10 protein-coding genes are annotated in these 13,165 nt (G+C 70.5%); 6 read left to right on the plus strand and 4 right to left on the minus strand.

Annotated features, from left to right (window positions below; translation table 11 throughout):
* Nucleotides 1-165 precede the first annotated feature (165 nt).
* The 3 genes from ABEA87_RS30300 (at nucleotide 166) to ABEA87_RS30310 (ending at nucleotide 4,607) form a co-directional block, all read left to right on the plus strand.
* Entirely contained in the window at nucleotides 166-3,915 is a 3,750-nt protein-coding gene (locus tag ABEA87_RS30300; RefSeq protein WP_345635405.1) for a multifunctional oxoglutarate decarboxylase/oxoglutarate dehydrogenase thiamine pyrophosphate-binding subunit/dihydrolipoyllysine-residue succinyltransferase subunit, read from the plus strand.
* Between the two features lie 67 nt (nucleotides 3,916-3,982).
* Nucleotides 3,983-4,165, plus strand: a complete 183-nt coding sequence (locus ABEA87_RS30305; protein WP_345635406.1) for a DUF6104 family protein — start codon at nucleotides 3,983-3,985, stop codon at nucleotides 4,163-4,165.
* Between the two features lie 121 nt (nucleotides 4,166-4,286).
* Entirely contained in the window at nucleotides 4,287-4,607 is a 321-nt protein-coding gene (locus tag ABEA87_RS30310; RefSeq protein WP_345635408.1) for a UBP-type zinc finger domain-containing protein, read from the plus strand.
* On the opposite strand, the gene ABEA87_RS30315 is transcribed toward ABEA87_RS30310, so the two are convergent.
* Nucleotides 4,600-4,764 (minus strand): hypothetical protein, encoded by a 165-nt coding sequence (locus ABEA87_RS30315; protein WP_345635410.1) that lies wholly within the window; start codon nucleotides 4,762-4,764, stop codon nucleotides 4,600-4,602. The genes ABEA87_RS30310 and ABEA87_RS30315 overlap by 8 nt on opposite strands.
* A gap of 21 nt (nucleotides 4,765-4,785) precedes the next feature.
* Nucleotides 4,786-6,414 (minus strand): L-glutamate gamma-semialdehyde dehydrogenase, encoded by a 1,629-nt coding sequence (gene pruA / locus ABEA87_RS30320; protein ID WP_345635412.1) that lies wholly within the window; start codon nucleotides 6,412-6,414, stop codon nucleotides 4,786-4,788.
* Between the two features lie 157 nt (nucleotides 6,415-6,571).
* Here pruA and ABEA87_RS30325 point away from each other — a divergent pair, with 157 nt between their 5' ends.
* Nucleotides 6,572-7,699: a hypothetical protein gene (locus ABEA87_RS30325; protein WP_345635414.1), complete on the plus strand. Its 1,128-nt coding sequence runs from the start codon at nucleotides 6,572-6,574 to the stop codon at nucleotides 7,697-7,699.
* A gap of 177 nt (nucleotides 7,700-7,876) precedes the next feature.
* Here the strand turns inward: ABEA87_RS30325 and ABEA87_RS30330 are convergent, their stop codons facing one another.
* Nucleotides 7,877-8,413: a DUF6912 family protein gene (locus ABEA87_RS30330; protein WP_345635415.1), complete on the minus strand. Its 537-nt coding sequence runs from the start codon at nucleotides 8,411-8,413 to the stop codon at nucleotides 7,877-7,879.
* 158 nt (nucleotides 8,414-8,571) lie between these two features.
* Between ABEA87_RS30330 and ABEA87_RS30335 the strand changes: the two genes are divergently transcribed.
* Complete coding sequence (locus ABEA87_RS30335; protein WP_345635417.1) at nucleotides 8,572-8,814, plus strand: helix-turn-helix domain-containing protein; 243 nt, start codon at nucleotides 8,572-8,574, stop codon at nucleotides 8,812-8,814.
* Nucleotides 8,815-9,063: 249 nt separating this feature from the next.
* Nucleotides 9,064-10,077: an Rv3235 family protein gene (locus ABEA87_RS42760; RefSeq protein ID WP_425570979.1), complete on the plus strand. Its 1,014-nt coding sequence runs from the start codon at nucleotides 9,064-9,066 to the stop codon at nucleotides 10,075-10,077.
* A gap of 77 nt (nucleotides 10,078-10,154) precedes the next feature.
* On the opposite strand, the gene secA is transcribed toward ABEA87_RS42760, so the two are convergent.
* Nucleotides 10,155-13,058 (minus strand): preprotein translocase subunit SecA, encoded by a 2,904-nt coding sequence (secA, locus tag ABEA87_RS30345; protein ID WP_345635419.1) that lies wholly within the window; start codon nucleotides 13,056-13,058, stop codon nucleotides 10,155-10,157.
* Nucleotides 13,059-13,165: the final 107 nt, after the last annotated feature.

Genomic DNA, 13,165 nt, shown 5'->3' on the forward strand with positions numbered 1-13,165 from the left:
GCCGCCCGCAAGCGAGATCGCGCGATCGGCGCGATAAGCACACGTGAATCAATTTCTGTGAGGCGTCACACGGTACGAAGCCGGTGGAGTCGGCCGATGCTTGTACGCGTAGCCTGAGAACACACTCAGGTCAAAACAGACTCGTGAAGAAACGAGAGAGCGGCAGTGTCGACTCAACAGGCATCGCAGGAGAATCCGCTGGCGGATTTCGGTCCGAATGAGTGGATCGTCGAAGACATGTACCAGCGCTACCTCGCCGATCCAGCGAGCGTAGACCCGGCTTGGCACGACTTCTTCGCCGACTACAAGCCGACCCTCGAGCAGCCGACGGGCGTCGCGACCGCTCCACCGACACAGCCACCCGCCTCGCCGCCGGCACCCGCCGCCAACGGTAGCGTCGCCCCGGCCAAGGCCGCGCCGGCGCCCGCCCAGGCCCCGACGGCCGCGCCCGCCGCCACGACGGCCGCGCCAGCGGCGCCGGCCAAGCCCGCGACCCCGGCCAAGCCCGCCGCCAAGCCGGCGACTGCCGCCAGGCCCGCCGCCGCGGCGAAGCCGGCCCCGCCGGTCACCGCGCCGTCCGCCGCGACCACGACCGTGCTGCGCGGGGTGGCCGCCCGGATCGTGCAGAACATGGACCAGTCACTGTCCGTACCGACGGCGACCAGCGTGCGCGCCGTGCCGGCCAAGCTGCTGTCGGACAACCGCATCGTGATCAACAATCACCTCGCGCGCGGCCGGGGCGGCAAGGTCAGCTTCACCCACCTGATCGGGTACGCGCTGGTCAAGGCGCTGGCCTTGCACCCGGAGATGAACAACTCCTTCGCCGAGGTCGACGGCAAGCCGGCGCTGGTCGCGCCCGAGCACGTCAACCTGGGCATCGCGATCGACCTGGCCCGCCCGGACGGCAGCCGCAGCCTCGTCGTGCCCAGCATCAAGGGCTCCGAGGAAATGGACTTCCGCCAGTTCTGGCAGGCGTACGAGGACATCGTCCGGCGCGCCCGCAAGAACGAGCTGACCATGGACGACTACGCCGCCACCACGATCTCGCTGACCAACCCTGGCGGCATCGGCACCGTGCACTCGATGCCCCGGCTGGTCACCGGCCAGGGCACGATCATCGGCGTCGGCGCCATGGAGTACCCGGCCGAGTACTCCGGCATGTCGGACGAGGCGCTGGCCAACAGCGCGGTCAGCAAGATCATCACGCTGACCAGCACGTACGACCACCGGATCATCCAGGGCGCCCAGTCGGGCGAATTCCTCAAGGTCATGCACGAGCTGCTGCTCGGCGAGCACGACTTCTACGACGAGATCTTCACCGCGCTGCGCATCCCCTACGAGCCCGTGCGCTGGGTGCGTGACGTGGCACACACCTCCGAGGGCCAGATCGACAAGGCGGCCCGGATCATCGAGCTGATCCACGCGTACCGGGTGCGCGGCCACATGATGGCCGACACTGACCCGCTCGAGTTCCACATCCGCCGCCACCCGGACCTCGACGTGCTCGAGCACGGGCTGACCCTCTGGGACCTGGACCGCGCCTTCCCGGTCGGCGGGTTCGCCGGCAAGCAGAAGATGAAGCTGCGCGAGGTGCTCGGTGTGCTGCGCGACTCGTACTGCCGCCGGGTGGGCGTCGAGTACATGCACATCATGGACCCGGAAGAGCGCAACTGGATCCAGGAGCGGGTGGAGCGCAAGTACACCAAGCCCGACGCCGAGGAGCAGAAGCACGTCCTGTCCCGGCTCAACGCCGCGGAGGCGTTCGAGACCTTCCTGCAGACCAAATTCGTCGGCCAGCGCCGGTTCTCCCTGGAGGGTGGGGAGAGCCTGATCCCGCTGCTCGACGAGATCCTGTCCCGCTCTGCGGTCGGCGGGCTGGATGAGGTCGTGATCGGGATGGCCCACCGTGGCCGGCTCAACGTGCTGGCCAACATCGTCGGCAAGCCGTACGAGAAGATCTTCTCGGAGTTCGAGGGCCACCTCGACCCGAAGACCGCGCAGGGCTCGGGCGACGTGAAGTACCACCTCGGCCAGACCGGCAAGTTCAGCACCCCGGACGGGGAGCACGGGATCACCGTCTCGGTGGTGGCCAACCCGTCGCACCTGGAGGCGGTCGACCCGGTGCTGGAGGGCATCGTCCGGGCCAAGCAGGACCGGATCGACCTCAAGCTGGAGGGCTACACCGTGCTCGCGGTCGCGGTGCACGGCGACGCCGCGTTCGCCGGCCAGGGCGTGGTGCAGGAGACGCTCAACCTGTCCCAGCTGCGCGGGTACCGCACCGGCGGCACCGTGCACGTGGTCGTCAACAACCAGGTCGGCTTCACCACCGCCCCGGAGTACTCGCGGTCCAGCCTGTACTCCACGGACGTGGCCCGCATGATCCAGGCGCCGATCTTCCACGTCAACGGCGACGACCCCGAGGCCGTCGTCCGGGTCGCCCGGCTGGCCTTCGAGTACCGCCAGGCGTTCAACAAGGACGTGGTCATCGACCTGGTCTGCTACCGGCGGCGCGGGCACAACGAGGGCGACGACCCCTCGATGACCAACCCGCTGATGTACCACATCATCGACAACAAGCGCTCGGTTCGGAAGCTGTACACCGAGGAGCTGATCGGCCGGGGCGACATCACGCTCGACGACGCGGAGGAGTCGCTGCGCGACTTCCAGCAGCAGCTCGAGACCGTGTTCAAGGCGACCCGCGACACCTCGACCACGAGCCGTCCGGCCCGCAACCGCGAGCCGCAGCCCGAGCCGGTGGTGGAGACGGCGATCACCGCCGAGCTGGTCAAGCAGATCGGCGAGGCGCACGTCAACCTGCCTGAGGGCTTCACCCCGCACAAGCGCGTGGTCCAGCTGCTCGAGCGGCGCGCGAAGATGTCCGTGCAGGGCGACATCGACTGGGGCTTCGGCGAGATCATCGCCCTCGGCTCGCTGCTCAACCAGGGCGTGACCGTCCGGCTGGCCGGGCAGGACTCGCGGCGAGGCACGTTCGTCTCCCGGCACGCCAGCGTGGTCGACGCGGAGACCGGTGACGACTACCTGCCGCTGTTCGCGGTGAAGCACGACGACGCCCGGTTCTTCGTGCACGACTCGCTGCTGTCGGAGTACGCGGCGATGGGCTTCGAGTACGGGTACTCGGTGGAGAACCTGGACGCGTTCGTGGCCTGGGAGGCGCAGTTCGGCGACTTCGCCAACGGGGCGCAGTCCGTGGTCGACGAGTTCATCTCCTCCGGCGAGGTCAAGTGGGGCCAGCGCTCGGCGGTGACGCTGCTGCTGCCGCACGGCCACGAGGGCCAGGGCCCGGACCACACCTCGGGGCGCATCGAGCGGTACCTGCAGCTGTGCGCCGAGGACAACCTGCGGGTCGTGCTCCCGTCCACCCCCGCTCAGCACTTCCACCTGCTGCGCCGGCAGGCCCTCTCGCCGAAGAAGAAGCCGCTGGTGGTCTTCACCCCGAAGTCGCTGCTGCGGCACAAGCTGGCGGTCTCGGCGGTGTCGGAGTTCACCACCGGCACCTTCCAGCGGGTCATCCCGGACACGGTGGCGCCGGCCAGCATCACCCGGGTGCTGTTCTGCTCCGGCAAGGTCTATTACGACCTGATCCAGGCCCGGGCCGACCGGAAGATCACCAACACCGCGATCGTCCGGGTCGAGCAGCTGTACCCGCTGCCGGTGGACGAGATCCGGGCGGCCATCGCCCAGTACCCGGCGGCCAACGACTTCTCCTGGGTCCAGGAGGAGCCGGCCAACCAGGGTGCCTGGTCGTTCATGGCGATGAACCTGCTGGAACACCTCGACGGCGTGTCGCTGCGGCGGATCTCGCGGCCGGCCGCGGCCGCCCCTGCGGTGGGCTCGGCGAAGCTGCACGAGGCCGAGCAGGCAGCGCTGATCGAGGCCGCCCTGCCGCGCGCCTGATTGGCAACCAATGGGCCGCGGGTGCCCCCGTTTCGTCGGGGGCACCCGCGGCCCATATCGTGAGGTCATGTACTTCACCGATCGCGGCATCGAGGAGCTGGCGCAACGGCGGGGCGACGAGTCCGTGTCGGTCGAGTGGCTGGCCGAGCGGCTGCGCGACTTCGTCGACCTCAACCCGGAGTTCGAGACGCCGATCGAGCGGTTCGCCACCTGGCTGGCCCGGCTCGACGACGAGGACGACGACCTCTGAGGCGACCCGCGACCAGCCGCCGAACGAGCGGACCCGCACCGATGGGCAGCGCGGCCGGAGCCGGTTCAGGACGCGGGCGCGGGCATGGCCGCGCGACCGGTCGGGTGATTACCCTGGCGAGATGAGCTCCTGTCCTCACCTGGCCGAGATCGCCGATGTCAGCCCGCAGCCGCTCGGCGGTTGCGCCGAGTGCCTGGCATCCGGCGGTCGCTGGGTACATCTGCGCGAGTGCCTGACCTGCGGGCACGTCGGCTGCTGCGACTCGTCGCCGAACCGGCACGCGACCGCGCACTACCACGAGACCGGGCACCCGATCGTCACGTCCTACGAACCGGACGAGGACTGGGTCTGGTGCTACCCGGACGAGGCGATCGTCGGCACGGCCGCCCGCCCCGCCGGTCAGCGGGGCCTGGGCGGCCCGGCCGCCGATCCCATCAGCTGAGCAGCAGCCAGCCCACCACCACGACGACGACGACCGCCACCACAATGCCGACGATCATCGGCAGCGGGGAGCGCTTGGCCGGCTCCGGTTCCTTGCTCTGCGCGTACGCCTGGAACTGTTGGGTGCTGCCGCTCGGATCGATCTGCTGGTTCGACATGCGGTAGACCCTAACGGGTGATCACAGCATGTGCGGGTACGTGTGGTCGGTCGGCGGCACGAAGGTCTCCTTGATGGTGCGCGGCGACATCCAGCGCATCAGGTTCTGCCAGGAGCCGGCCTTGTCGTTGGTGCCAGACGCCCTCGCCCCGCCGAAGGGCTGGTGGCCCACCACGGCACCGGTCGGCTTGTCGTTGACGTAGAAGTTGCCGGCCGCGTACCGCAGCGTGTGGCTGGCCCAGTCGATGACCCGGCGGTCGGTGGCGAAGATGGAGCCGGTCAGCGCGTACGGTGCGGCCGACTCGGCCTGGCGCACGACGTCCTCGAAGTCGCCATCGTCGTAGACGTAGACGGAGAGGATCGGCCCGAAGTACTCGGTGCGCATCACCTCGTGGCCCGGGTCCGTGCACTGGACGACCGTCGGGCGCACGAACCAGCCCTCCGAGTCGTCGGCGGTGCCGCCCGCCAGGACCGTGCACGCGGGCGAGTTCTTCACCATGTCCAGCGCGGCCGTGTGCTTCGCGAAGGCCCGCGCGTCGATGACCGCGCCACCGAAGTTGCCGAAGTCGCTGACGTCGCCGTAGGTCAGCGACTCGGTGGTGGCCACCAACTGGTCGCGCAGGCCGGCCTCCCACAGCGATCGGGGCAGGTAGGCCCGGGAGGCGGCGGAGCACTTCTGGCCCTGGTACTCGAAGGCGCCCCGGACCAGCGCGGTGTTCAGCGACGCCACGTCCGCCGACGCGTGGGCGATCACGAAGTCCTTCCCGCCGGTCTCGCCGACCAGGCGCGGGTACCCGCGGTACCGCCCGATGTTCTCGCCCACCGTCCGCCACAGCGTCTGGAACGTCGCGGTGGAGCCGGTGAAGTGGATGCCGGCCAGGTCGGGATCGGCGAGCACCACCTCGGAGACCGCGAGCCCGTCACCGGTCACCATGTTGATCACGCCGGGCGGCAGGCCGGCCGCCTCCAGTACCCGCATGGTGAAGTGCGCCGCGAACTGCTGGGTGGGCGACGGCTTCCACACCACCGTGTTGCCCAGCAGCGCGACCGAGGTCGGCAGGTTGCCGGCGATCGCGGTGAAGTTGAACGGCGTGATCGCGTACACGAAGCCCTCGAGCGGCCGGTAGTCGAACCGGTTCCACACGCCGGGCGAGGACAGCGGCTGCTCGGCGAGCAGCTTGCGCGCGAAGAAGACGTTGTACCGCAGAAAGTCGATGAGCTCGCAGGCGGCGTCGATCTCGGCCTGGAACGCCGTCTTCGACTGGCCCAGCATCGTCGCGCCGTTGATGGTGTCGCGCCACGGCCCGGCGAGCAGGTCCGCGGCGCGGAGGAAGACGGCGGCCCGGTCATCAAAGGACAATTCACGCCACATCGGGGCGGCTTTCTTCGCGGCCGTCACCGCATCGACGGCGTCGCCGTTGGTTGCGTTGTGGGTGAGTCCCAGAACGTGCCGATGCACGTGCGGCTGCACCACTTTGATGGGTTCGCCGCCGGCCATACGTTGCCGTCCGTCGACGGTCATCGTCAGGTCCAGCCGGTCTCCGGCCAGCTCATCGAGGCGACGGCGCAGGCTGTCCCGTTCTGGACTTCCCGGCGCGTACGTCCGGTTCGCTTCATTACGTGGCTCTGGTACGGCGGAAACGGCATCCATGGCGGGCTCCTCCGGAGGGATCTCGGCGGCATCGGCGAGGCCACACCCATACTGGCACGGCCGGCGGACCTCACCGACGGCCCCGCGCCACGTGACAGGCGCCGTTACCCACGCGCGTACCCTGAGTCATCGGCGACAGTGGTAAAGGGGAGCCGAGATGCCTGAAGACGCCGAGCGTCCCACCGGCCAGCGCAGCACGATAGTGCTGTTCGCGCTCGGTCTGATCTGGCTCGCCGCCTATTTGTGGTCGGCGCACGCCAGCATCGACGAGGCCGGCACGGATCAGCTCATCGCCGTGTTCGACGCGGCGCTGGCGCTGCCCGGCGTAGTCGCCGCCACCATGCTCGCCGGCGCCACGGCCGGCGTCACGGCGCTCGGCTGGCTGCGACCGCGCCTGCCCGGACCCGGTGGCTGGGCGGTGTCGGGCGTCGCGCTGCTCGCCGGCCTCATCGTCGGCGGCCTGGCCGGCGGCATGATCCTGGTGGGCTACGGTCACCGTTCATCGATCACGGTACTGGCCTGGGCGGTACTGGCCGCCGGAGCGGTCGGCGGCATCCTGGGCAGCGCCCGGCCCCGCGAGATGACCTCCGCCGGACTGGCCGCCACGATCGTCGCGTTCCTCATCGGGTTCGTGCTGAACTACAAGCAGGACTCGCTGCTCAACCTGTTCGGCGCCGGAGCCTCGGTGCAGTCGCGGGCCGACGCGCTCAACCGGCTCACGCCGACCGAATCCCTGCTGGCTGGCCTGCTGGCCGGCATCGTCGCCTACCTGTACCTGCGCCGGACCGGCACCGGGCTGCAGTTCTGGCCACGATTCTGGGCGCATTTGGCGGCCGGCGCGACGCCGGGGATCATCCTGCTGCTCGCCGAGGCGGTGACCCGGCTTGGCGGGGGCCAGCTGTTCGGGGCCGCGGGCAGCGACAGCGCGATCGACCAGACCGCCGTGGCGTACTCCAGCGGCGCCCGGCTGAACCACGGTCTCCTCGTCCTCTTCACGGGGGCGTTCGTCGCCGTGATCGCGTTCGGCGGCACCATCCGCCGGGCGAACGCCGTCCGGGCCGAGACGGCCGGGGGCCGTGGCGCGGCCGGAGGCGTGGGCCATCGTGGGGTCGCGAGTGCCGCCCGGAGGGCTGCGGCGCCGGCCGGCCGGGACTCGGTGGCGGCCGTCGCGGGCCCGGCCGAGGTGGCCGCCACGGGCGCCGACGAGCTGACCGCCACGGGTCCGGCGGGGCTGGCCTCCGCCGACGCCTCCCCCGGCAACGGCTCGGGGGCCGTCGAGTCCTGACCGAACCGTCGAGGCCCGCGGATCGGGCGGTCAGGCCGGATCAGGCGGTCAGGCCGGATCAGGCGGTCAGGCCGGATCAGGCGGTCAGGACAGGATCAGGCCGTCAGGCCGGATCAGGCCGTCGAGGCCCGATCCGGTCCGGCCGACGGGAAGGGCCCGGCGGGCCGGCGCAACGGCTCAGGCCGCGCCCTGCTCGGGCGGCATGCGCATGTGGTCGAGCTCGGAGACGTCGTACCAGGCCAGCTCGTGGTCCTCGGTGGCGTCCACGGTGAACTGCGCGTCCTGGTCCCCGGCCATGGCCGCTTCGATGACCTTGGCCGCCGCCGTGACCTCCCGCTCCGCCAGGGCGTCGTCGATGTGGATCGCGGCGACCGCGGCGAGCGGCACCGGGCCGGCCAGCCGGATCTCGCTGGAGCCCAGCTCGGGGATGGCCTTGCCGAGGCTGGGCCGCGGCAGGTCGACGGAGATCACCACCCGGCGCCGAGGAGCCGCCGGAGCCTGGCTGAGCAGCCGTAGGGAGGCCTGAGCCGCCCGGGTGAAGGCGACGTACTCCAGCTCCTCCTCGTCGCCCTCGGTGTACCACTCGCGCAGGCTCGGCGTGACCGCGTGCGCCAAACCGCCCTGGCCGTCCGGGAGCAACTGGCGCCCCTCTCGCAGCTCGACCAGATCGGGAAGGGTCGCGGGCAGGTAGATCCGGATCAGCTCGTCCGTCACGGTGGCGCACCCCCGGGCGCGATCAGTTTGATGTCGCCACCCGGTGTACACCCCGGGCAGCCCGGAAGGAAGGCTATCCGGTCGATCGGGACGGGCATCGTCGCCGGTGGCCCGGACCGGATCGCGCCGTTGCACGCAATCGATGGCAAACTAAAGCAATGCCCGCTCGCTTCATGCAGATGCAAGAGGTCGCCGACGAGCTGTCCGTGTCGGTATCGCAGGTCTATCACATGGTGCGCAGCGGTGAGCTGCCCGCGATCAAGGTCGGCGGCCGGGGCCAGTGGCGCATCGAGCGGGCCCGGCTCGAGGACTACATCGAGCGCAAGTACACGGAGACCGCCGACTGGGTCCGGGAAAACCCGCTGATCGGGCGGGAGGACGAGATCGACCCGTCCGACTGAGCCGACCGCGCGCGACGACTGAGCCCAACCAGCGAAGACGATCCCAACCAGCGAACACCAGCCAGCGAGGACGGCCGCCGATCCCGGAAGGGACGGCGGCCGTCGCGCGTTCCCGGGCCACCCCTCCCGAAGATCGGGCACTATCCGGGGTCAGTGGGGAGTTGACGGGATAGACCACGGTCGACTACAAACCAGTGAAGGCAAACGAAGGCAAACGAAGGTATCGACGACAGAGCTGGGGAGGCTCCCGTGACCACATCGCTTGCCGTCCGCTCCCGCCCGGAGCGCTCGCGGAAGGGCTCACCTCCGCCGCAGTCCGGCCCCGGCTGCGCCCCCTCGGACAAGGCCGCGCGCGTGGCCGCCGTCGGCGCGGTCCCGCTGGTGCGGGTCCGGCCGGCACCGCTGTGCGAGCCGCCGTATGACGACGAGGCGATCCCGTCGGAGCCGGCATCGGGAGCCATCCGCGCCACTACCCGGCTCGGGGGCGCTCCCCCAGGGGCGGCGCGCGACACCGGCCGTGAACCGGGGCCGGCGACGGCCGGCGGGCCGCAGCCGTGGTCCACCAAGGAGGAGGCCGCCCAGAACGGGGCCACAGGGGACGGCATCGCCCGCGACGGCACCGCCCGCGACGGCACCGCCCGCGACCGCATCGCCCGCGACGGCACCGCCCGCGACGGGGCGCGCGAGGAGCCGGGACGCAGCGAGCCCGCGCACGGCGCCCCTTCCGCCTCGCAGGCCGCTGGGGCACCGCCCCGGACCGGCACCGGCGGGCACGCCGCACACCGGTACGTCAGCCTGTGCATCGAGGTGCTGGAGGGCTTCCGGCCCATCGGGCATCTGCGCAGGTTCACGGCGCCGCTCGCGTTCGAGTCGATCGCCGGCCAGCTGGCCCGGCCGGTGGCCCGGATGGGGCACCGACCGGGCGGTGAGGCCCTGGCCGCCCCAGCGGACCGGTGGGGCCTCGCCGGACGCCCGCCGGGACCGTCGGCGGCCCCGCCACGAGCCGTGGGGACGATGGCGGTCCAGGGGCGGCCGGGGGCCGCGGCGTCCCCTGGGCGGCCCGGGGCCGCAGCGACTTCTGGGCGGCCGGCGGGGGTGGGCGCCGACAGGCTCAGGCTGCGGCGCCTGCGCCTGTCCGAGCCCCGTGAGGGGGTGGTCGAGGCGGTCGCCGTGCTCGGCCGGGCCGGGCGTGCCTGGGCCCTCGCGCTGCGCCTGGAGCAGCGCGGGGAAGCCTGGCTGTGCACCCACGTCGAGGTGGTCTAGCGGCGCTGACGGGCCCGGAAACGACCGCGGCGGCCGGCGGACCCTGGGGGTCCACCGGCCGCCGCCGGGCTTGCGCGTCAGACCACGGGAGCGCCGTGGCAGCGCTTGTACTTCTTGCCGGAGCCGCAGGGGCAGGGCGCGTTGCGCGAGGGGTTGCTGCCGACCGCCTGCCCCGCGGGGGCCTGGCGACCGCCGGTCGCCAGGTTGGAGGACGGGCCAGGCCGGCGGGCCGGCGGTTCGTCCTCCTCGCCGCCGAGGCCGAGCGCCGGCGCGTTCTCCATCATCACGCTGCCCCGGCCGGCCTCACCGTCGACGGCCGGCGCCGAATACTGCAGCGCGCGGGGCGTGGTGCGCGATCCGCCCAGCCCCTTGGCCTTGATCCCGACCGGCGCCTCGGGGCTCGGCTGCGGGGTGGTCGCCGCCGGCTCGCCGTCCTCGGTCTCGCCGGGGGCGGCGGGCGCCTGCTGCTGCTCGACCTGAACGTCCAGGTTGAACAGGAAGCCGACCGCCTCCTCCTTGATGCCGTCCAGCATCTGGTTGAACATGTCGAAGCCCTCGCGCTGGTACTCGACCAGCGGGTCCCGCTGCGCGTAGGCCCGCAGACCGACACCCTCCTGGAGGTAGTCCATCTCGTAGAGGTGCTCGCGCCACTTGCGGTCGATGACCGCCAGCAGTACCTGGCGCTCCAGCTCGCGCATGGCCTCGGAGCCCAGCGTCTCCTCGCGCCGGGCGTACGCCTCCTGGGCGTCCTCGATCATCCGGGCCTGGAGGAACTCCGAGTCGAGCTGGTCGCGCTCGGCGTTGGTCTCCTCCTCGATGTCCTCGACCGTGATCCCGACCGGGTAGAGCTGCTTGAGGCTGGCCCAGAGCTGGTCGAGGTCCCAGTCCTCCGCGTACCCCTCGCTCGTGGCGCCGGCCACGTACGCCCGGATCACGTCCTCGGTCATGTGGGTGACCTGGTCGTGCAGGTCTTCGCCGTCGAGTACCCGCTTGCGCTCGGTGTAGATCACCGTGCGCTGCCGGTTGAGCACCTCGTCGTACTTCAGAACGTTCTTGCGGATCTCCGCGTTCTGCGCCTCGATCTGGGTCTGCGCGCTCTTGATCTGGCGCGTGACCATCTTCGACTCGATCGGCACGTCCTCGGGGATGTTGAAGCGCTCCATGACCGCCTCGACCGCACCCGCCCGGAACCGGCGCATCAGCTCGTCCTGCAGCGACAGGTAGAAGCGGGACTCACCCGGGTCGCCCTGCCGGCCCGACCGGCCGCGCAGCTGGTTGTCGATGCGCCGGGACTCGTGCCGCTCGGTGCCCAGCACGTAGAGCCCGCCCGCGTCGACGACCTCCTCGGCCTCCTCGCTGCACAGCTTCTCCCACTTGCTCAGCGCGTCGGTCCAGGCCGCGGCGTATTCCTCCGGGCCCTCCTCCTGGCTGAGGCCGCGCTGGCGCAGCTCGGCGGCGGCCAGGAACTCCGCGTTGCCGCCCAGCAGGATGTCGGTACCGCGGCCGGCCATGTTGGTGGAGACCGTGACGGCCCCCTTGCGGCCGGCCTGCGCGACGATCTCCGCCTCCTTGGCGTGGAACTTCGCGTTCAGCACGTTGTGCGGGATGCCCTTGCGGCGCAGCATCTGCGAGAGCACCTCGGAATTCTCCACCGAGACCGTGCCGACCAGCACCGGCTGGCCCAGGGAGTGCCGCTCGGCGATGTCCTCGACCACGGCGTTGAACTTCGCCTTCTCGGTCTTGTAGATCACGTCGGGGCGGTCTTCGCGGATCATCGGCCGGTGGGTCGGGATCGGCACGACCCCGACGTCGTAGACCTTGTTGAACTCGGCCGCCTCGGTCTGGGCGGTACCGGTCATGCCGGCCAGCTTGTTGTACAGCCGGAAGTAGTTCTGCAGGGTGATCGTCGCGAGGGTCTGGTTCTCCTGCTTGATCTCCACATGCTCCTTGGCCTCGATGGCCTGGTGCATGCCCTCGTTGTACCGGCGGCCGTGCAGGATGCGTCCGGTGAACTCGTCAACGATCAGGACCTCGCCCTCGTCGCTGACGATGTAGTCCTTGTCCCGCTTGTACAGCTCCTTGGCCTTGATCGCGTTGTTCAGGTAGCCGACCAGCGGGGTGTTCACCGACTCGTACAGGTTGTCGATGCCCAGCCGGTCCTCGACCTTGGCGACACCCGCCTCGCTGACGGCGATCGTCCGCTTGGACTCGTCGACCTCGTAGTCGCCCTCGCCCTCGGTGCCCCGGATCATCCTGGCCACGACCTGGGCGAACTCCTGGTACCACCGGGCGGACAGCTCGGCCGGCCCGGAGATGATCAACGGGGTCCGGGCCTCGTCGATCAAGATCGAGTCAACCTCGTCCACCATCGCGAAGTTGTGCCCGCGCTGCACCAGGTCCTCGGCGGACAGGCTCATGTTGTCGCGCAGGTAGTCGAAGCCGAACTCGTTGTTCGTGCCGTAGGTGATGTCCCGGCCGTACGCCGCCTTGTGCTCGGCGCTGGACTGGTTGGGCAGGATCACCCCGACGGTCAGCCCGAGGAACCGGTGCACCTGCCCCATCCACTCGGCGTCGCGCTGTGCGAGGTAGTCGTTGGTGGTGACCACGTGCACGCCGTCGCCGGACAGGGCGTTGAGGTAGACCGGGAAGACCGAGGTCAGGGTCTTGCCCTCACCGGTCTTCATCTCGGAGATGTCGCCGAAGTGCAGTGCGGCGCCACCCATGATCTGGACGTCGTACGCCCGCTGGCCCAGCACCCGACTGGCCGCCTCGCGGGCCGTGGCGAAGGCCTCGGGCAGCAGATCGTCGAGGGACTCGCCGTCCTTGTACCGCTGCTTGTACTGATCCGTCAGCTCACGCAACTCCTCGTCGGTGAGATCGACGTAGTTGTCCTCGATCGAGTTCACGGCGGTAGCGATGGCCGCCAAGCGACGCACCATCCGCCCCTCGCCGGCGCGGAGGATCTTTTCGAAGAACGCCACGGATTCCGCTCCCTAGACAGTCTGCCGAACCATCGTAGGCGGAGAGGAGGCCGAACTGTCAGCCGCGCGGAGATCCAATGCCGTGATCGTGACTAATCGGACCCACA

The organism is Rugosimonospora acidiphila (assembly GCF_039543385.1).
In the GTDB taxonomy this organism is placed as follows: domain Bacteria; phylum Actinomycetota; class Actinomycetes; order Mycobacteriales; family Micromonosporaceae; genus Rugosimonospora; species Rugosimonospora acidiphila.